This window comes from Vibrio sp. 947, assembly GCF_033339115.1.
Classification (GTDB): Bacteria; Pseudomonadota; Gammaproteobacteria; order Enterobacterales; family Vibrionaceae; genus Vibrio; species Vibrio alginolyticus.
On the sequence record NZ_JAWOTX010000029.1, the window covers coordinates 1 to 20,796 of the forward strand.

The window sequence follows — 20,796 nt, forward strand, 5'->3', positions numbered from 1 at the left end:
TGGAGGCGCCTCCCGGAGTCGAACCGAGGTCCACGGATTTGCAATCCGCTGCATAGCCACTCTGCCAAGGCGCCTTTTTATTACGCTTCAGGGCTCTACCCCGTTGCGTTGGTGGCTACTTTACGGATTGAGAGAAGATAGTCAAACAAAAACATTTCATTTTCTGTTCGTTTGATTTCTTTTAAGTCAATTCGACCAAAGTTCGATCTTATTGGCTTAAAACGAAGCAATATAAATCTCGCTTTCAGTTCGTTTTGTCCCATGAAACATTAAAGCGTTTAATAGTTGCTGACCCTTTTTAGCAATCTTCCCACAACATTAGGGTGATAAGACCAAGTGTGATCAAACATCGACATTAATGCAGGATTTCCGTATTTCGATAAGCTAATCGCGTGAAAACGGTTTTTCTTCGCTTTGAGCGCATCCACTTTGGCCAGTAACTCGTCTTGTTGTTTTGGCGCGATAAAGTCGGAAATGACTACCATGTCTGCGTTTTTATATTTATCACCGCTCATCAAGTCGATAGATTTAATCAAAGTTGGCTCTAAGTCTGTACCACCATGGAAGCTATAAGTTAGAAAGTCCGCCGCCTCGCGCAGACCATCTTGTTTGGTTAGTTCGTAGGTAATGTGTTCCGTAGAAAAAATAATGACATAGCAATCACGTTGCTCCGCTAGTGCGATTTGCATCAGAGCATAAGCCATGGCTTTGGCGCATTGCTCAGGAAAGCCACTCATGGAACCGGACGCGTCCACACAAACAATGAAGGGGCCTTTTTCGATATCTACCGCTTTATGGTCAGGTCGGTGAGCTTTAACTTTACGTAACGTGCGCGATTTGCCTTGTGTACGATAGTTCATGAGCCGTTTATCGACTAAGTGTTTATAGAACACAACTTCAAGTTCAGGATACGCCAAAAACATCGTTTCGTTGGGAAGTAGCTTATTTAGATCATCGCTTTCGTGAATACCAACAATATCATCCGTCGCCTCATCACTTTTCTCTTCGACCAATTGAAGTTCTTCAGTGGGCGCACGATTTAGTTCAGGATCATTTACTTGCCCCGCCATACGACCGAGTTGCTCCGCAATTTCTTGCAAGCCTTGGTGCTTCTTCAGAAACTCAGCATGGCGTTTCATCACCGTTAAGTCTGTTTTACTCAACTTGGCAGATGCCATATCCCACAGGCGCCCTACACTTTCAGCATCACCCGACTCCGTGACTTTATCCATATTACGCATGGTTTCCATACGTTGATACAGGTCTTTCAGCACCTTTTCTTTATTGGCTTCAAGCTCGCTTACTTGCGCTTGTTTTATTGCATCGGTGAGGCTTTGGTACCATTGATCACAAAAGTAATGTGGGAACATAGGGTTATTCATCCCTTTGTTCTTTTCCATCATTCGGCGAGCTTGCATGTAAAACGCAGAGTGCCATTCCAGCTTTTTAATCACATCTTCGATGTTTTCAAAAAACGCCTCTTCATCCCAATGAATAACCTCTTGATATAAAGACAGCTCTTGTTGGAAACGCTCTGTCTCACATACCTTGGTGATCCGTTTTTTGACGCTGCCTCGCCACTTTAACAAGTGACCTTTGACCGAAGATTTAACACCTCGGTTTTCTGCCATCATCATGACTTGTGAACGAGCCATCAAATCATTAACTGCGCTATCGATGATGCCGGAGTCGGCCACCATCAGCGCGAGGTTAAGTCCGTCTGCACCTAGCATGTCGTCTCCTTATGAGAAAAACTGATGTAAGTTTTTAAAGCGTTGGATAACTTTTTCACTTTCTGCTTGGATTGATTCAAGTCTCTGACTGACCTGTTGCAGACTCGACTCCATAAGGCGGGGTAGTTCAGGATCAACAAAGCTATGCGGAAGCGCATCATGAAAGTTCGCTTTCACCTTGCGCATATGGTGTTCTGCCTCACTAAGCTGATTTACGGCTTTTTCGCTCTGCGTTAACCACTTTTGGTAAAGCTCTACATCCAAGCCCTCTTGAGTCACTAGGCTAACCAAAATGCCTCGGTTCGCGATATCACGGATAACTAGGTTATTCGCCGCGTCAACATCAAATCGTAAACGGCACATGTTGGTGTTTTGATTGACGTAACCATACACATCACCGCTTCCCTCTTTAATGACTCGATCTAACTCATCTTTGGGTACATAAACCCAGCGGCTATCACCTTTTTCTGATTCTGAAACCGACATGTTGCTTTGCAAGACAACCAATTTAACTAAGTTAACGGCTGCGCCAACTTTGTACATCTTGGCTTTAGAGGTATCAAAGCGCATGGTTTCTTTACGCAAAATACCCGTGGCCGCTTCAGACGTTAACGTCATGCGGTAGGCATCTTCTAGTTCATGTTGGACATCAACCAAAGACTCACGGCAGTACTCGATTTCCTGCTCCGCGTCTTGTTGATCAAATGCATGTTTTAAGGCGAACTCTTGAACCACTTCACGTACCACATCTCGCGATTCAGGACTGTTCCATAAACAATCTTGCAGCAGTAAAAGGTCAAGCGGATTTATTTCATCGCGACCATTAAAAAACGCGCTCGCTTTTAACAACTTCACGGCTTTCTTCCAGCGGCGGTCAGAGACATACATATCGGTATTGGCCACATCACCAAACTGAGCTTCAACTTTGCTTTCTAACATCGTTTTAAGCTGGAAAAGCTTTTCGAATGCATTGTCGGTTAACGTCAATTTGTCGAGCTGTTGTTGCCATTGATGATATTCTTCATCAGTTATCGCTAGGCCTTCTGGTACTTGTGCCTCTTGCGATGTGCCCACAGTCAACATCGACTTAAAGTTTTGTTTATTCTGAATTCGATTCACAAACACACGCACCAACATGCGGTCGTAGAGCGCATCCAATCCACTATCTTCATCGGGTAATTCATTGGAAGCCGATACCAACAAGCGCATTGGCACACGCTCGATATCGCTGCCATTTTTGAATGTTTTCTCATTAACCACTGTCAGCAATGTATTAAGAATTGCAGGGCCCGCCTTCCAGATTTCATCCAAAAATACGACTTGTGCAGTTGGCAAATACCCTTTAGTTAAGCGAACATAACGGCCGTTGTCTTTTAGCTCTTGGATACTCAGTGGCCCAAACACCTCTTCAGGGGTTGAGAAGCGCGTCATCAGGTATTCGAAGTAACTGCTGTTATCGAACGCTTGGATGAGTCGTTTGGCAATTAAGCTTTTTGCAATACCAGGGGGACCTAAAAGAAAAACACTTTCACCAGCAAGTGCAGCAAGAAGGCAGAGCTTGATCGTATGTTCACGCTCATAAACGCCATCCGTTAACGCTTTCGCCAATTTATTGATGCGTTCTGAGAGAAGCGCTTTTTCGGCATTTGAGGTAAATAAGGTTTGTGTCATACGTTCTCCGGCTGCTGAAGTGGTATTGCGTTAACATTTTTATACACTTGTTATAACTTTGTTACAAATGTATTTTGTCGAATTCCCCTTATAGCAGATGCTTTTCCCCTTCTTGACGAAGCAATCAAAGTTTCCATTTATGAGACATTGCTCACTTAAAGTGCAAACGCTTTCGTCGTGTTGCAGTATTTTTTGCTTTTGTTTCCCACCATTTGTGGTTAATGTCGAAAAACGTCAAAAATGCGGTAACAGCTAGGGTTTATAACTGCATGAGCAAGATAATTCATAAATGGAAGCAAATTTCTCTGATTGAAGAAGACGTTGTGCTTCCTACAGGACAGGCAATTACGCACACCACAATCCATCATCCGGGTGCTGCGGTGATTCTCCCTATTACAGCGGAGGGTCACATTGTCCTTGTCCACCAATTTCGGCCTTCACTTAATAAATGGCTATTGGAACTTCCTGCTGGTACCAGAGAAGGCAACGAAGAGCCACTCTGCTGCGCCAAAAGAGAGTTAGAGGAAGAAACTGGGTTTAGTGCAGAGAAATTCACGTCTCTCGGCCAAGTCACCCCTCTTGCCGGATTTTGTGATGAGATACAGTATCTATTTGTTGCCGAAAAGCTCAACAAAACAAACCGTTACGAGTGCGATGAAGACGAAGTGATTGAGGTCGTCACCTTGTCAATCAAGCAACTCGAAGAAAAGATAGTCGATGGCACGATCACCGATGCCAAAACGATCGCTTGCTTAAGCAAAGCGCGCCTTTGCGGATATATTTAGGACTTTGACCAAGGAGACATTCATGGATTTTCGATCAGATACCGTTACACAGCCCACCCAAGCCATGCGAGAAGCCATGTTTAAGGCCCCCGTTGGGGATGATGTTTATGGTGATGACCCTACGGTCAATGAGCTTGAAAAATTTGCTGCGCAGCTTGCTGGTTTCGAAGCAGCTTTGTTTACCACTTCAGGCACTCAAGCCAATCTGCTCGGTTTAATGGCGCATTGCGAGCGGGGAGATGAATATCTATGTGGGCAACAAGCACATAACTACAAATACGAAGCTGGTGGCGCGGCGGTTTTGGGATCAATTCAACCTCAACCAGTCGAAAATAACCCAGATGGCACGCTACCATTTGATAAACTGACTGCTGCGATTAAACCAGATGATTGTCACTTTGCTCGCACTAAGCTTCTCAGCTTAGAAAACACAATTAATGGTAAAGTACTACCTCTGTCTTACTTAGCAGAAGCACGTGACTTCGTGAATAAACATAACTTGCAGATGCATCTAGATGGCGCTCGCGTTTTTAACGCAGCCGTTGCACTTGATGTTCCGGTAAAAGAGATCGGTCAGTACTTTGATTCAATGACGATCTGTCTGTCGAAAGGTCTGGCTGCCCCTGTTGGCTCGCTACTACTTGGTAGCAAAGACTACATCGCAAAAGCACGTCGCTTAAGAAAGATGGTCGGCGGTGGTATGCGTCAAGCGGGTATTCTTGCCGCAGCAGGCAAACTTGCCCTTACCGAACAAGTGGAACAGCTAAAACAAGACCACATCAACGCAAAAACCTTAGCGGAAGGTTTAGCAGAACTGCCTGGTTTTTCAGTCAACCCTGAATTTGTTCAAACGAACATCGTGTTCGCGAAGCTTGATCCTCAAGTGGACATAGTAAGTATCGCTGCGAAACTAAAGGAACAAAACATCACGATAACCCCTGGAAATCCAATTCGTTTTGTAACTCATAAAGATATTTCAGCGAAAGACATCGACACTTTCTTATCAAGTATAAAATCTCTACTTTAATTTGATTTTGATCATTGAGCTTCCCCTAAGGGGAAGCTTTATTGTATCGCCATGATTTTTAGCGAATAGATAACCTCCATGCTCAGGTTTGTACTTCTAATCTCTTTTATTTTCTCTTCCGCTATCCATGCCGAGCCGTTTGGTGATGCTGATAAAGGTAAAATCAAATCACCTAGCTGTGTCTATTGTCACGGTGTTAAAGGCATCGCAACGAACAACACCTATCCAAGCCTTGCTGGTCAAAATTCTCAGTACCTTTACAATGCAATGAAATCTTATCAAGCCGGTGAGCGTAAAGGGCCGCTTGCAGAAATGATGGCAGCACAGTTAAAAATGTTAAATGATGAAGACCTTCGTGATGTCGCTGCTTTTTATGCAGAACAGACAGAAATCAAGTAATTAGATCACCTGTAGATGACTATGAAAGCTCGTGAATCATCCAAACTCAACGCATATTGAAACATTAACCCAACATTTGACCACAAAACAATCAAATTAACTTCACTTCAAATATTTGATGAATTTATAGTTCAACATAAGCATTAATATTGACTTTTTATTCTATTTTATCGATATTTCATGCTTTATTGAATTTGACGTGAAGTAAGTTATGTCTCACACACATGCGCAACCAGCAGACTCGGTTGCTACCCCTAAGTCGTGGCAGATGCCAGATACCCTCATTTTGATCTTCATTGTTGGTATTCTTGCTGCGATTCTTACCTACTTAATTCCTGCTGGTCATTTTGATAGCCAACAGGTGACCTACATGGTCGACGGTGCAGAAAAAACTCGCACAGTTATCGATCCTTCTTCTTTCTCTTATGCAACCGACGAAAACGGTGAATTGGTTTACAACAAGGTTGGCCTGTTTGCTTCTGGTGGTGACATTGGTCTGATGAACTTCCCTTTCGAAGGGCTAGTTTCTGGCTCTAAATGGGGCAGCGCAATCGGCGTGATTATGTTCATGTTGGTTATCGGCGGTGCTTTCGGCGTTGTAATGCGCACAGGCACAATCGATAACGGTATCCTGCGCCTTATCGATAAGACCAAAGGTAACGAAGCGCTATTCATTCCAGTGCTATTTTTGCTGTTCTCGCTAGGCGGTGCGGTATTTGGTATGGGTGAAGAAGCCGTAGCATTTGCGATTATTATCGCGCCGCTTATGGTTCGCCTTGGTTATGATGGTATCACTACGGTAATGGTTACCTATGTTGCGACTCAAATTGGCTTTGCTACTTCTTGGATGAACCCTTTCTCCGTCGCTATTGCGCAAGGCATTGCGGGTGTACCTGTTTTATCCGGCATGACAGTGCGCATGGGGTTATGGGCTGGCTTTACGTTAATCGGTATCGCTTTCACAATGATCTACGCCGCTCGTGTGAAGTCAAATCCTAAACTTTCTTACAGCCACCGCACAGACCAGTATTTCCGTCAGCAAGAGCTTGGCAATCAAGATTCTCGTTGGAACCTAGGTGACACACTCGTTATCCTTACGGTTATTGCGACCACGGTGTGGGTCGTTTGGGGCGTAGTCGCTAACGCATGGTACATCCCAGAAATCGCTTCTCAATTTTTCACTATGGGCTTTGTTGTCGCGATCATCGGTACGATTTTCCGCCTGAACGGTATGACGCTAAACTGCGCAGCTGATGCATTTAAAGAAGGTGCAGCTATTATGCTTGCACCTGCCCTATTAGTGGGTTGTGCGAAAGGTGTATTGCTTATACTTGGTGGTGGTACAACTGATGAAGCGAGTGTACTGAATTCAATTCTAAACAGTGCTGGCGGCGTGATTAGCGGGCTTCCTGACGTGGCTGCGGCATGGTTAATGTATGTATTCCAATCTATCTTCAACTTCTTCGTCACTTCAGGATCCGGACAAGCGGCACTAACGATGCCTCTACTGGCCCCTCTGGCAGACATTGCAGGAGTTACGCGCCAAGTGGCAGTTTTGTCATTCCAACTTGGCGATGGCTTTACTAACGTTATCGTCCCTACTTCGGCATCTCTCATGGCAACGCTTGGTGTCTGCCGTATCGACTGGGGTGACTGGGCAAAATTCTGCTGGCGATTTATTCTATTACTCTTTACCCTATCAAGTATCGTCGTTATCGCAGCTCATATTATGGGTTTTGCGTAAAACGAAGCCAATTGGTAATTAAGGTGAGACATGTTCTCGCCTTATTAATATTCATGGTATGACGACGCTAAGGTTTTAGATTAGCTCATGGTTTTGGAGTGGTAACTTTAATGGCAACACAATTTCTCGATGACGTGATTCAAGGTCATCAAGTGATTCAATCTCTCAATGTAGCAGACCTAAATTCGGGCGAGCATAAGTTTTGGTTTCGCATCGCAACGAATGCTCTCTCTCAGTGGCAACACCTACCTGTGCTAGTGTTCAAAGGTGAAAAACCTGGCAAGAAAATCATGATTACCGCAGGGGTTCATGGTGATGAGTACAATGGTGTGTTAGCAGCGCAGCAAACTGCTCGAGAGCTCATCGGCACTGAAGTCGCTGGTACTGTCACTATTGTTCCAACCGTTAACATGCCAGGTATGCTAAACCACAGCCGTGATTTCTATTCCGCAGACCCTGATGCGTCTCCTGCAAACTTAAACCGCTTTTTTCCTGGTGACCAAAACGGCAATGAAGCCCAACGCTACTTATATGCATTGTGGAATGATTTGCTCAAACCAAATGCTGATTTAGCCATTGACCTTCACACTCAAACCAGTGGTGCGGCCTATCCGCTTTACGTGTTTGCAGATTTCCGAATCGAGCAATCATTAGAAATGGCTCGTCTCATTAATCCTGATGCGATTTTAAATGATCCTGGAGATGCTGGCGTCCTTGAAACGGTTTGGAATAACCACGGTGTCCCAAGCATTACAGTTGAAGTAGGTATGGGGCGATACACCGAGCAAGAGCTCATCAATCGAACTGTAACAGGCATTTTTAATGTGCTGAAAGAGCATAACATTGTTGAAGGTGATGTGGACACTATTACGTCATGCTTGGAAGGAAACGAAATCATCAGTGTGAAAGCGACACACGGCGGCTTTGTACTGCCTCATGTTAGTTTGATGGATTTTGTCGAGCAAGGTCAACTTCTTGCGATTCAATACGACAGCTTTGGCGCTGAGATTAAACGCTACACCGCCCCAACAAGCGGCACAGTACTTAGCCACAATGTTGAATCTATTCGAGCACCAGGCTCCCTGATCGTTCGTTTGATTAAGTAAACCATAACCGTTTGTTGATAGATCAACCTTTCGACGCTCACTCAAATTTATATAAGCCCCATCACGAGTAATCACAAATGATGGGGCTATATCCATTTTGACCACGTTAAGTTACGCGGTAACAAATTACTGTTAAGCGAAATGACAAACTGAGCTCTTAATTAGGAAGCTTCCCCTCTGTCCGCTTTTTCAGCCACGCTGATGAACTTAAAGCTGTCTTTGTTTCTCTTGTTCAACAAAAATGAGCTCGTCTATAGCGAAACCTTTCTCTTTAGCTACGTACTTAAAGCGCTCCACTACTTTCTCATCAACGTTAGGCGTTCTAGACAATAGCCACAAATAGTCGTGGTTGTAACCGGAAACAAACGCATAGTTATAGTTTTCACCTAGCTCAAAAACAATGTAAGAAGAGTATATTGGCCCAAAAAAGGAAACCTTTAAGTGTCCAACCGTTTTATCTTCAACAAAATAAGCTTTGCCTTCAGCTTCTGACCACTGTCGCTCTTCTTCGGAATATCCACGGTTTATCACCTTAACCCCACCATCCTCGCGAACCTGATACTCAGCGGTAACGTTGGATAAGCCTCGCTCAAATGAATGGTCTAGGCGTGCAATTTCGTACCACTTACCTAGATATGGCTCTAAATCGAAATTATTGACGGGTTCCACCCCATCCGGCTTCGAGGTACAACCAAATAAAGTTGCAAGTGACAAAAGTAAAAATATTTTTATCGATTTCATACAACACCTAAATTTTAATTAGTGATTGATTTTACTCTAGAAGATAACAAATCGATCACTAAGCCGCACCATCGCCCTAATAGGTACACATCACAATTCTTCATCATCAATAGCGCGCTGAACACCGAAACCTCGTCATCTCAGCAAATCGATAACAAGATTGCTCTATTTTTGACTTACGAGCTGACCATGCTTGTACATTTTGTCAGCATTTAACCCTATGCATATAGAAACTTTGCACAACATAGACATTCGTAGGCATATCACCCTCCTATAATACGTTGCGTTATAGACAGAGGTTATTGTTATGAAATTAAAAACAGTGTCAGTTTGTGCACTTTTGGTGTTACTTGCAGGTTGTCAGCAGGAAAAGCCGAGCGCAACGACACAATTAACGACCTCGGCAGATGTATGTAATGCACAAGGAAACATGCCAGGTGGGTGGAATGAGTTTAACGCGACCCCTGATGCACAAAAGGCAATGGCCTTTGTTTTAAAGAAAATGGACACAATAGCGTCGTTTAAACAAATACTGAATGTTCACGCGCAAATCGTTAGCGGCGTCAACTATGCTATTGAGTTTGAATTGGATGATGGCTCTGTTTGGAACACGATTGTTTATCGCAACCTCGATGGCGAATATGCGATTACCCAATCGCCAAAAGAAGGCCACTTTTGCGAACAGTAGCGACTTAGTCAGAAAGCCCCAACATTAAGGGCTTTTTGATCTAACAGTAGTCACTGAATTAGACAGCGAAGCGACATTGAGATTTAATCGACACCGTTGAACCAAGTCTTGATGGTTCTACATCAATCCTCTGCGCCATTTGTTCTTTCAACTCAGAAACGTGAGAAATAACACCGATCATGCGCCCAGTCTGTTGCAGGTCCACTAGCGTTTGAATAGCAAGATCTAAAGACTCTGGGTCTAAACTACCGAAGCCCTCATCAATAAATAAAGTGTCTAAACGAATACCGCCACTATAGGATTGCACAACATCCGACAAACCAAGTGCCAGAGCAAGCGCTGCCATAAATGATTCACCGCCGGAAAGTGTCGCAACATCACGCGTTTTTCCTGTGTAGCCATCTTCAACCATTAAATCTAAGCCGCGACCCGCAGCACCTTTGAAGCCCTCTGTTTTTCGAGCAAGAATATAGCGCCCTTTACTCATAAGGCTTAAACGTTGGGAGGCCTGAATCAGCACATCATCCAACAGTACACCAAGAACAAAGCGATGTAGGCTAACCCTGCTGCCTGTTTTACCACTAGCAACGTCGTACAACGTACCAAAGACTTTGTATTCTTCTTCTAACTTACTATTTTTCTCATGCAACACGGCAATATCTTTACGAACCTTTTCAAGACGTTCAAATATTGAGCGTGTGGTATCAAGTTGATTCCTTACTTCAATATATTGCGCCTGCAGAGTGGTTAACCTGTCATTAAACAACTCTAAATTAGGCCTTTCAAGATCTTTCAATGCATGATTTAAATCATGTAGTGTTTGCTCAAGCTTGGTTTGTGCCTGTTTGAAGCTGTCTATTTCTTGCTGCCAGGCTTGAAGTTCATCATCTCCCACTCGACTACTTAGATAATGGCTTTCATCCTCAAATTTACTCGCCTGTAGTGCCTCATTCCACGCTAATTCTGCTTGGCTAAGTTTTTGCTCTGACTCAGATAACCACTGCTTGTTCGTCGCTAAGTGACTTTCCGCATTTGATTTCTCCAATATCGCTTGCTGCAAAGCGGTTTGCGCCTTTTCTAAGCCTGTGTTCAAACTCAGAATTTGCTCTTTTGTCAGCAAAATTTCACGTTCAAGCAAGTCAGCGGAACTGTATTTTGGGTCAATAGAAGCTTGTAATTGAGCCAATTGTTCTTGGTTCGCTTTAACGGTTGATTCATTTGCCGCAATTTTATTCTGTAACTCATGAATTTTATTTTCACCCACGACGCAGCGTTGATTAAGCTGTTCAACGTTCCTTTCTATTTTTTCAATATCAATAGCTTGTAGACGTAGGAGTTGAGCATTAAGCGCTTGCAAATCATTTTGAACCGTCGAGATCTCAGATGTAGCATACTCACCCAACTCCTCTTTCAACTGGTTACACTGATTCTGATACTGACTAATGACAACGTTATGTTGTTCTAGCTGATTGCTTAGTTGGTTCAACAAGGTTTGAGCTTCTCGCTCTTTCGCTCTAGCCGCCTGAACTTGCTCTTTTGTCACGGCTTCTTCAACAAACGTTGCGGGGTTAGGATGCGTTTCGCTACCACACACCGGGCATGCTTCACCTGCTTTTAGTCGCTGCGCTAATACTGCTGCTTGAGCGTTGTGCCACTTAAGCTCTATCGTATCAGCGTCTTGTTGACACTGCATATAGCGCTGACTGGCTTCGTTTAGTGACTGCTGCTTACCTACAGTTAGCGCATTGAGTTTAGAGAGCTCTAAAGTAAGATCATGCAGCTTTTTTAGATCCTGTAGCAGCCGTTGTTTTTGTTTTATTTCCGCATCGATGCTTCCAATAAGCGCAACATCAACTCGTGCTTTCTCTAGCTCCTTCTGTCCCTGCTGGGCCTGTAACGTTAACTTATCTTTTAGTTCTATGTACTGTTTTAACGTTGCTTCAAATTGTTGTTTTTGTTGATAACCCGCCGTTATTTTACTTTCCAAATTGTCTTTCTCGACCAACTTGTTTTTCGTACTTTCAAGCTGATACTGCAGTTGCGTTAACTGCGGGACCTTTGCCGCGGCCTCTTTTGCACTTTGCTGCAAGTTTTCTTGTTCTCTCGCAACGACATGAGCTTTTTCGAGACTCTCTTTCAAAGCTACGATTTTTTGCCTAAGCTCTTGCGTTTGAGCTTTTGCATTTTGTAATGAGATATAGGGCAACTCTATCTTATTGGCATTTTTAGCGTTTTCTAATTGCTGTTGACGAGCTTTTATCGAATCTGAGTGTTCTAGATGCAGCTTGAGTGCGCTTTCTGCTTGCTCTCGTTTCGAAAACTCTCCATTCAAGGTTTCCGCTTTTTGCAATTCAGATTTAGCAGTATTGAGCTTATCTAACGCTGCTTGCTCATTCTTTTTATCAGACTCTAATTGCTTAGTTACTTGTTCCAGTTGTTGTAATAGTTCTTGTTCAGAACTCGCTTCTGCAACTTGTAAAGCACCTCGAATTTGATTATCAAATTCGCCTTTCGCTTTACTAATTGCACTCGCTTTATCTTTGAGCGCGTACTCAATTTTTTTATATATGTCAGTTTGAAAGAGCTGGCCAAAAATTTCTTCACGCTCTTTAGAGCTAGCAAGCAACAGTTCTCGGAATTTTCCTTGAGGCAACACCATAACTTGACGAAATTGAGTTTCATTCAAGCCAATAATATTGCTAACTTCAGTTTTAACCTGAGTCGTCTTGCTGGTGATAAGCGTTTCAGTCTCACCGAGTTCATAAAGAGCCGCAGTGTGCTTTTTAATCGTCATCCCTTCACCACGGGCCTTGGGCGCTTCCTGCTCAGGGGATCGAACAACTCGGTATTGTTTGCCGTGTAACGAAAATTCGAGAACTACTTCGGTTGGTAAATCTTGCGCGGATAAGTCACACCGCATCTGAATACCTTGTCGCTCATTACCTGTGGTTTCACCATAAAGGGCGAAGCAAATGGCATCTAAGATCGACGTTTTACCTGAGCCTGTAGGACCATTAATCAAAAACAGAGGGTTACGGCCAAGCTTTTCAAAGTCAATGACTTCGGTTTTTGCAAACGGACCAAAGGCTTGCATGGTAAGTTTAATTGGTTTCATCTTTGGTCCCTATTGCTGTGATAATTGCTTAATAATGTCAGTAACAGCTTGCTCTTGCTCTTTAGACAACTGGCTATCTTGCGCCTCAATAAAAAAATCTCGGAACATATCAATTTCGCTTCGCGCCAACTTTGCTTGCGCCATTTCCTGCTCTACCCCAATTAACATGCCAGGTTTCTCAAGGTGTAAAACGTTTGGATACACTGAACGAAGTTTTTCCATTGGGTTTAAAATCGCATGTTTATCCATCAAACGAACTAACAAATAATCTTCATTCTTAGGGTCTGTTTTGCCTTGATCAATAACTTTATCCAGCTCGCCCTCTACAATGCGCATTTCATGAGGAGCCGTAAGATCAATATGCTCTGCAGAAACAAATCCTTTCTTGTCCAGTTCAACTAACGTGAAACCTTTTCTCTGGTTCTGTTCACCAAAGCTATACTTCATGAGTGAGCCAGAGTAGCGGATATGCTCTGCGCCTTTCTTTTGAGGCTGATGCAAATGACCAAGTGCGACGTAGTCAAAATCTAAGAAGTGTTCATGACTCACGCGATCAGAGCCACCAATAGATAATGGTCGTTCAGAGTCTGACTCGATGGCCCCATCAACAAAACAATGACTCACGAGCACGCGCTTTTGCGTAGAGATAAAGCGCTCTTTAATTTGCTCAACAAGCAATTGATGAGCCTCATCATGAGTGGATACCGAGGCTTTGTAGGCAAACCTGACCTGTTCAGGGTCGTTATAAGGCATACCATAAAACGCGACCTCATCCGCAGAGTCCGTTTTTATGATGATGGGAGTGAGCATATCTTCAAAGTTGCTAACAATATGGAGACCTGCATTTTTCATTTGCTCTGAGCCGAAACCTAACCTTTCTGCACCATCATGGTTGCCAGATATCAATATCATTGGTGTTTCTAACTCGGTACAAATGCGTTTCACGACTCGATTTAACAGTTCTATTGCAACCGTTGGTGGCACCGAACGGTCATAGATATCTCCCGCCACTACAACTGCATCGACGGGGTTGCGTTCAATATAGTTAATCAGTTGTTCGAGTACTGCTTGTTGATCTTCGAGTAGTGATACGTTGTGGAATTGTCGACCAAGATGCCAATCTGAGGTGTGGATAAACTTCATTCGAATTCACTTTCCGCCAATTCTATGAGTAGGCTTGCTTCTGTCAGAGTCCATGTACCGTTTATAAAAAGGAATGCGTCACGGGTGGGATCTCGAACAAGCCAAAACTCAAGTTATTTTATTTCGGTAAGGATATCTTGAGTCGAACAGCTTTTCATGTGGTTTGTGTTCTATGGCTGGCTATTTAATCAGAAAGCGAGAAGAACACTGTAAAAACGCGGTGAGCAAAGCTATTTTGAAAAGCAAGCTGCGCCTAGTCATTGTCCAAACATCATTAAAGGGCCAGTTTCGAGTCAATCCCCCATAACATTTGCATCACTAAAACCTCAGCTACTACTAGAAGGAAAAGCAATAGCCAGACCTATTCACTACGCCAATTGTATATTACTCCTACCGCATAGCCATCTGACTCGATGTCCGCTTGCAACACGTGAAAGTCTGGGCAGGGGCTGCTTCTTTGAAGCTCATCAATCACTAACGCTTTTAAAACGCCGCCACATGCACCCAATCCGCCAAGTTTGATATCAACAAATTGATACTGAGTTTGATCGGTCACCCACGGAGACAAGAATTGCATTGAGTTTAACCATTGCGGTTCTTCCTTATTAACGGATAAATACAATTGACTGAGTGGATGTTCACAACTTACTCCTAATTGCTTAAACACCTTGTCCACGGCGATGCGTTGTTGTTTGGCATCTAAGTCAATTCGAACAACATCAGGCACAAGACCTGAATGTCGAAAAAAACACTTGGTTAAAATGATAGAGCTTTGAGGTTTGACATGCCCTTCTACATCACTCGTAACCTCTATAGCCAGTATCCAAGTCGCTTGCGTTTCATTAACTTCACGATTTATCCGATTTAGTGCCATCAAAAATGCAGCTTGGCCATAAGGATAAAAGTAAATTTCAGTATTGACAGTTTGATCAACGAAAATAGAAAGCTCGCTTATCAATGCTTTAAGCAAGCTTTTGTCTACCGAAGAGGGTAAAAGAACACAGAGATTCCCTTTGATATCAGCTTGCTCAAGACTCTCGCGCTCAGAGCGCACGAGGCTTAATATATGCTCATCTATTGATTGAGCAAAGTCAGGGGGTCGGATTTCCTCGGACAATCTAAAAGAATCATCAGCTATCTCGCGAACGGTGTGTGAACGGCCATTAAAGGATAGAAGATGCGTTTGAAATGCGAGTGGCATCTAGCCTCCGATTAAAACCGTAGGCATACCAGATAGAATTTTGCCACCATGAGACGTTGAATCGCCGACTCTTGCGGCTGGTTTACCGTTGATTGTTACGCTAGAAGAACCTGCTGAGATACTATCCGGAGGACCGATACAAATAAGCTTGTCGCCTTGTCTTGCCGCAGGTATCCCGCCAATCGTTACGTTTGGTGAACCAACAACGACGGGACCACCGACATGCGGTATCTTTCCTGTTTTTTTAGGGCAAAGATGAAAGCTGCCCAAAATTGCGGCTGGTTTACCCACTTTAAATCACCTTAGTTCAATGAAATTTGCCCAGCTTTAAGAGCAATAGCTGAGCCGTTAATGGATATTTTATTACCTTTGATATTGATTTCTCCAGAGCTAGACATCTGAATAGAAGCACCACCTACTTTGATCTCGACGCTCTTTCCTGCATTAAAAGACAGTACTTCACCCGTTTCATTCGAAAAGTTTTTACCTACTTTCAAGCTCGCGTTCTGACCAACCTCTTGATTAACATCATTGGTCACTTTTTCGGTTTTACTGTTTTCAACAGCGATATCAACACAGTCTTCAACTAGCATTTGGAACAGTTTTTCAGCATGAAGATAAATGTGCTCTTCACCAGGCTTATCATCGAAGCGCAACTCATTAAAATTGGATGTACCTTTTTGTACAGAGCGTGATTTATAACCACTCTGAGAACTTTGCTCTGGTAAAGCGTAAGGAGGGAGTTGACTACCGTTATATAGTGACCCCGTAACGATTGGTTGATCAGGGTCTCCGTTAACAAACTCGACGATGACCTCTTGTCCGACTCTAGGGTGAAACACCGACCCCCATCCGTTACCTGCAATATTTTGCGCAACACGAATCCAACATGAACTATTTACATCGTATTTACCAACACGGTCCCAGTGAAACTGAACTTTGATACGGCCATGTTTGTCTATGTAAATTTCACCATCTTTGTTCCCCGTAACTACTGCGGTTTGCAAACCTTTCATCTGAGGTTTCGGGTAGTTAACTGAAGGACGCAGGATTGTCTTTGAGTCAACACAACTAAACGAGACTTTGACACCTTGCGCACCGGTCCCACCTTGACCAGTCTGGTTATAAACAGCAGCAGACAAAAAAACAGAAGACAGTACATATTCTTTGCCGACTCGAGATTTATCTTCATGCTTTTTAAACTTGAAGCACTTGCCCACACTGAATGTTCTGCACGTAGCCTCGCCACGACACAAATATGCATTTTGCTGTAGTGCTTCTATTGCATGCGTGTTTCTCAGTGCGTATTGATCATTGCTCTCCATTTCACCCATGTATTCAAAATACTCGCTTCCAGGTACTGTAAAAAAATCACTTTCACCCTTTGCAGCATTTTTAGGATTCGAAGAAGGCTTGAGCATGTTATAGCCTGACTTTTGACTCGCTTTAGTAGTCAGAATTTGCGTTTCATGCCAAGAAGAAATGTGGCTAGATTTCGCCGTACCTGTATCAAAATCGACTAAAAACTCAGTACCCGGCTTATAAAAACTGATGTCATCAAAAATATTGAGCGTATGGGCAGACTTAGTATGTGTAAAACAAAATGATAGCCCCTCCTCCGATAACAGACGTCGAACAAATTCAAGATCTGATTCTTCATATTGTACTTTGTATGTGTATTTAGGATAGGACTTGGTTAACTCAAAACTAAAGGCAACACTATGCTCCGATAGTACTTCAGAGATAATTTCCTTTATATCTTTATGCTGAAATATTCTGCAATTTTTTCGATATTCAGCGAAACGTAATTTAGGCTCTATTAATAATTCTATGTTTTTATAATTTTCGCCTTTATGTGTATTAGAAACCCTTTTCCCTTCTAATCTTGCAGCAGAAACATAACCATGCATATAACGAGGATTTGAAGAAACATCCTCATTATTTTCAAGGGTAATGGTAACTTCCTTACCAATAATTTCGTTTAATTCACTTCGTTGATCATTAAAGTAAGCTTTAGCACGCAATGAAAAAAGTTCTGAGATCTCTTCTCTATACTCAAACGAGTTTAGTATGATGGCATCTTTACCGAATGGCGAAGAAATTCGGATGAAATTGTTATCTTGAGTTGCTCTTTTCATTAAATACTTCTTTCAAAAAAATGCGGAGGAATACTCCCCCGCATGAAAATTACATTTGTTGACCTTTAACACCACTGTAGCCGTATACCAATGGAGCAGAAGTGTTGTTCTTATCGTCAGTAGGAGTCACTGTCATCATCATTTCTGTGTAAGAAATTGTAATAGTTTCAACTGGACGATCGTCTTGGATAGAAACTGAGTAGTTAGAAATCATCGCATCAGTCAGTTCGATCTTCATGATCTCTTCAACCTTCTCACCCTGCTTAGTAATATGGAAAACCGCTGGTTTACCTTTACCAATCGTCGCTTCTTTAAATAAGTCAGGAGAAGAACGGTCTTGAAGTTTAGTGATAGTCAAATCATATAGACGAGTAGCGCTCGCTTCACGGTCCATCGCTGTACCAGTGTATGATGAGATCTCACGACCTACACTCCAATCTACAGATAGTAGTGTAATCAAATCTTTGTATTGCTCGGCTGTTGCCTCACCCTTAATATCTGCGTATTTAAGATACGTATTAGACTGCATGCTAATCTCCTATAGCATTATTAATTGACATATATCGTAATAATTTAATTATCTGACGTTTGGTGATAATTAGTGATTAATGTATCAAAAACTTCATTTTAAATACGCCCTGTTATATCTTTAAATAAGATTTAATTTAAGCGTTTTTTATAAAAAATAATAGTTAATATGAACCAACTCCCAATTATTATTGAGAGTGTAAAGGATGTTAAACTATTGAGACATCAAGTCCACTAGTTGTACCTTTAACAATAATTTCATCAAACGTCTTATCATTAAGAATTGCATGCAATATTTCATGAGAAATCTTCGGAAGCAATGTATTTTCTATGGTTGTTTGTACCACACGCGCACCACTCCCAGACTCATTGCTATTGTCTACAATATCATTAATTAGTTCCTCATCAAAAAACAGGTCAGCGTTATAGTGCTTACGAATACGAGTCGTAATTTTATCCAACTTTAATTTTGTTATTTCTATCAATACTTTTCTTGATAGAGGCAAATAAGGTAATACATTCACACGCCCTAAAAATGCTGGTTTAAAGTCAACCAACAAATCATCGCGTAAAGCATCTTTTAGTGCTGACGGCTCAGGAGCTAAATCAGGATCAGAATACAAAGACATCGTCGTTTCGGTCCCTGTGTTCGCGGTCATAATAATAATAGTGTTTTTAAAGTCTATATCTCGACCTTCACCGTCTTTAATTGAGCCTTTATCAAATACCTGATAAAAAATATCTTGAACACCAGGGTGCGCTTTTTCCATTTCATCGAGGAGAATTACACTATAAGGTTTACGTCTAACAGCTTCAGTCAGTACACCTCCTTCTCCATAACCGACATAACCAGGAGGAGAACCTAATAGCAATGAGACTTTATGCTCTTCCTTAAATTCCGACATATTGATAGTCGTGACATTTTCTTCACTACCATACACTTTCTCTGCAATCGCCAAAGCCGATTCGGTTTTACCCACTCCGCTTGGTCCGGTTAGGAGAAATACACCATTTGGTCGTGTCTCATCCGTGAGCTGCGCACTCGCGGTTTTTATCACTTCAGACATGAGCTCTAAAGCGTGATCCTGCCCGACAACTCGCTTACACAAACTTTCTTTCAAACCCAATACTGCTTGGATTTCATCATCCTGAAGTTTACCCAGCGGTATACCGGTCCAATCCGAAATAACTTCTGCGATTAGCGCTTCATTTACATGCGAAAAAACTAACGGCTGTGAGTTAGCGGAAAGGTTATTTTCAAGCTCTTGTAACTTGTCTCTAGCAGTTTCAGAACCCTCCTGGATTATTTGGGTTCTAAGTGACTTAGCTTCACTTACCCATTCTTTTTCTTTTTCCCAAAGTACCTCTAATTCAATAATGTCATTAGATAGCGCATCAATCTCTTTTCGGACACCTTGGAGCTGCACATCAAGAGATGCTCCTAATCGATTCTCTTGGCTAAGATGCTCATACTCAGCTTGCTTTGCTTTAAGTTTGTTTCTTTTCGCATCTAGACCTCCCGGTGTAGATGACTGACTTAACGCAACTCGAGAACAGGCCGTATCCAAAACAGAAACCGCCTTATCTGGCAGTTGACGACCATTAATGTATCGAGCTGAGAGTTGGACCGCTGCATTGAGAGCTTGGTTAGTGATATGAACATCGTGGTGTTGTGCCATTACATCAAGTAAGCCTCGTAACATTTCGATCGCGAGCTCAGGGGCTGGCTCATCAACCTTTACGACTTGAAAACGCCTAGTTAAAGCTGCATCTTTTTCAAAATACTTTTTATACTCTGCCCACGTTGTTGCCGCGATCGTTCTGAGTTCGCCTCTCGCCAATGCTGGCTTCAGAATATTCGCCGCATCACCTTGGCCCGCTTGCCCACCACCGCCAATTAGGCCATGAGCTTCATCAATAAACAATATAATAGGCTGTGGAGCGTCGTTTACTTCCTTCACAAGGTTCTTAAGCCTGTTTTCAAACTCACCTTTCATGCCTGCACCGGCTTGCAGTAACGCCAAATCCAGAGACTTAATTGCCACATTTTGCAGAGCGGGAGGTACATCGCCATCAATGATCTTTTGCGCCAAACCTTCAACAACGGCTGTTTTTCCAACACCAGCTTCTCCCGTAAGAATCGGGTTGTTTTGTCGGCGTCTTAATAAAATATCGATCATTAGGCGAATTTCATTATCTCTGCCAATCACCGGATCTATTTTACCTTCCCTAGCTTGCTCAGTAAGGTCTGTTGTAAATTGATTCAAGGCGGAATTCGCGTTTGACTGCGCTAAGTCATTCGATCTTGATTGAGGCGCATTACTTTCTTTAAAGTTCAATAAGCGAGATGGTTCTATCTTGTTTAGTTCAGGACTAATCGAACCAGCCATGTTGACTAACGTATCATCAGACAAGTAGGCAAATAAAAGATGGATGCACCCCAACTGTTCTTGATTGAATTCAATGGTTGCAGATAACAAGGCATTTTGCATAACAGTCACCGTATGAGCTGATAGCCCAGGCACCGACTGGCATCCTGTTTTGTATTTTTCTAATGCCTTTTGAATATCGGTTTCAACCTTGATTTTATCGACATCAAATTCGTCAAAAACTTCAGAGTAAATATCGTCAGGATGGCGGATAATCATCATTAACCAGTGAGACATTTCAATACTGTGATGAGTTCGGGAGCTTGCCATCGCAGCTGCCTGTTCAAGTGTTTCCTTAGCCTGAGGAGACAATCTTTCGACCAACGCTGAAAGTGAGAGTGAAGCCAT

The 20,796-nt window shown here is 42.7% G+C and carries 17 protein-coding genes and 1 tRNA gene; 7 read left to right on the forward strand and 11 right to left on the reverse strand.

Annotation, left to right across the window (positions count from 1 at the left end; all coding sequences use genetic code 11):
• The 3 genes from R7Q39_RS24810 to R7Q39_RS24820 all read right to left on the reverse strand — a co-directional run bounded on the left by R7Q39_RS24810 (position 1) and on the right by R7Q39_RS24820 (position 3,404).
• Positions 1 to 74, reverse strand: a tRNA-Cys gene (locus R7Q39_RS24810).
• Positions 75 to 278: 204 nt separating this feature from the next.
• On the reverse strand, positions 279 to 1,733 hold the full coding sequence (viaA, locus tag R7Q39_RS24815) for an ATPase RavA stimulator ViaA (protein ID WP_017820201.1): 1,455 nt from the start codon (positions 1,731 to 1,733) through the stop codon (positions 279 to 281).
• 9 nt (positions 1,734 to 1,742) lie between these two features.
• Positions 1,743 to 3,404: an ATPase RavA domain-containing protein gene (locus R7Q39_RS24820; RefSeq protein ID WP_158155193.1), complete on the reverse strand. Its 1,662-nt coding sequence runs from the start codon at positions 3,402 to 3,404 to the stop codon at positions 1,743 to 1,745.
• 269 nt (positions 3,405 to 3,673) lie between these two features.
• On the opposite strand from R7Q39_RS24820, the gene R7Q39_RS24825 reads away from it, so the two are divergent.
• From R7Q39_RS24825 to R7Q39_RS24845, 5 genes are all read left to right on the forward strand, one after another.
• Positions 3,674 to 4,189 carry an NUDIX hydrolase gene (locus R7Q39_RS24825; protein ID WP_005375979.1) on the forward strand — a complete coding sequence of 172 codons (516 nt, stop codon included), beginning with the start codon at positions 3,674 to 3,676 and terminating at the stop codon, positions 4,187 to 4,189.
• A gap of 22 nt (positions 4,190 to 4,211) precedes the next feature.
• Positions 4,212 to 5,216 (forward strand): low-specificity L-threonine aldolase, encoded by a 1,005-nt coding sequence (gene ltaE, locus R7Q39_RS24830; RefSeq protein WP_062730971.1) that lies wholly within the window; start codon positions 4,212 to 4,214, stop codon positions 5,214 to 5,216.
• A gap of 78 nt (positions 5,217 to 5,294) precedes the next feature.
• A complete protein-coding gene (locus R7Q39_RS24835; protein ID WP_005375977.1) occupies positions 5,295 to 5,615 on the forward strand; it encodes a c-type cytochrome in 321 nt (106 codons plus the stop codon).
• Positions 5,616 to 5,826: 211 nt separating this feature from the next.
• Positions 5,827 to 7,359, forward strand: coding sequence for a putative basic amino acid antiporter YfcC (yfcC, locus tag R7Q39_RS24840; protein WP_318076996.1), 1,533 nt, complete (start codon positions 5,827 to 5,829; stop codon positions 7,357 to 7,359).
• 110 nt (positions 7,360 to 7,469) lie between these two features.
• Positions 7,470 to 8,465, forward strand: coding sequence for a succinylglutamate desuccinylase/aspartoacylase family protein (locus R7Q39_RS24845; protein ID WP_318076997.1), 996 nt, complete (start codon positions 7,470 to 7,472; stop codon positions 8,463 to 8,465).
• A 207-nt stretch (positions 8,466 to 8,672) separates the two neighbouring features.
• On the opposite strand, the gene R7Q39_RS24850 is transcribed toward R7Q39_RS24845, so the two are convergent.
• A complete protein-coding gene (locus R7Q39_RS24850) occupies positions 8,673 to 9,206 on the reverse strand; it encodes a lipocalin family protein (protein WP_005375974.1) in 534 nt (177 codons plus the stop codon).
• A 21-nt stretch (positions 9,207 to 9,227) separates the two neighbouring features.
• Between R7Q39_RS24850 and R7Q39_RS24855 the strand changes: the two genes are divergently transcribed.
• Both R7Q39_RS24855 and R7Q39_RS24860 read left to right on the forward strand, forming a co-directional pair.
• Positions 9,228 to 9,422 carry a hypothetical protein gene (locus R7Q39_RS24855; protein ID WP_318076998.1) on the forward strand — a complete coding sequence of 65 codons (195 nt, stop codon included), beginning with the start codon at positions 9,228 to 9,230 and terminating at the stop codon, positions 9,420 to 9,422.
• A 91-nt stretch (positions 9,423 to 9,513) separates the two neighbouring features.
• A complete protein-coding gene (locus R7Q39_RS24860; protein WP_017633640.1) occupies positions 9,514 to 9,894 on the forward strand; it encodes a cystatin domain-containing protein in 381 nt (126 codons plus the stop codon).
• A 58-nt stretch (positions 9,895 to 9,952) separates the two neighbouring features.
• On the opposite strand, the gene R7Q39_RS24865 is transcribed toward R7Q39_RS24860, so the two are convergent.
• The 7 genes from R7Q39_RS24865 to tssH form a co-directional block, all read right to left on the reverse strand.
• Positions 9,953 to 13,009 carry an AAA family ATPase gene (locus R7Q39_RS24865; RefSeq protein ID WP_053349932.1) on the reverse strand — a complete coding sequence of 1,019 codons (3,057 nt, stop codon included), beginning with the start codon at positions 13,007 to 13,009 and terminating at the stop codon, positions 9,953 to 9,955.
• A gap of 9 nt (positions 13,010 to 13,018) precedes the next feature.
• Entirely contained in the window at positions 13,019 to 14,152 is a 1,134-nt protein-coding gene (locus tag R7Q39_RS24870; protein ID WP_025767717.1) for an exonuclease SbcCD subunit D, read from the reverse strand.
• Positions 14,153 to 14,513: 361 nt separating this feature from the next.
• Positions 14,514 to 15,353 carry a hypothetical protein gene (locus R7Q39_RS24875; RefSeq protein WP_025767716.1) on the reverse strand — a complete coding sequence of 280 codons (840 nt, stop codon included), beginning with the start codon at positions 15,351 to 15,353 and terminating at the stop codon, positions 14,514 to 14,516.
• The gene (locus R7Q39_RS24880; protein WP_005375969.1) at positions 15,354 to 15,644 is read right to left on the reverse strand and encodes a PAAR domain-containing protein; all 291 of its coding nucleotides are present in this window, start codon (positions 15,642 to 15,644) and stop codon (positions 15,354 to 15,356) included. It abuts the gene before it with no gap.
• 11 nt (positions 15,645 to 15,655) lie between these two features.
• Complete coding sequence (tssI, locus tag R7Q39_RS24885; RefSeq protein ID WP_053349933.1) at positions 15,656 to 17,491, reverse strand: type VI secretion system tip protein TssI/VgrG; 1,836 nt, start codon at positions 17,489 to 17,491, stop codon at positions 15,656 to 15,658.
• Positions 17,492 to 17,540: 49 nt separating this feature from the next.
• Positions 17,541 to 18,020, reverse strand: coding sequence for an Hcp family type VI secretion system effector (locus tag R7Q39_RS24890; RefSeq protein WP_005375967.1), 480 nt, complete (start codon positions 18,018 to 18,020; stop codon positions 17,541 to 17,543).
• Between the two features lie 208 nt (positions 18,021 to 18,228).
• On the reverse strand, positions 18,229 to 20,796 hold the full coding sequence (gene tssH, locus R7Q39_RS24895) for a type VI secretion system ATPase TssH (protein WP_064369230.1): 2,568 nt from the start codon (positions 20,794 to 20,796) through the stop codon (positions 18,229 to 18,231).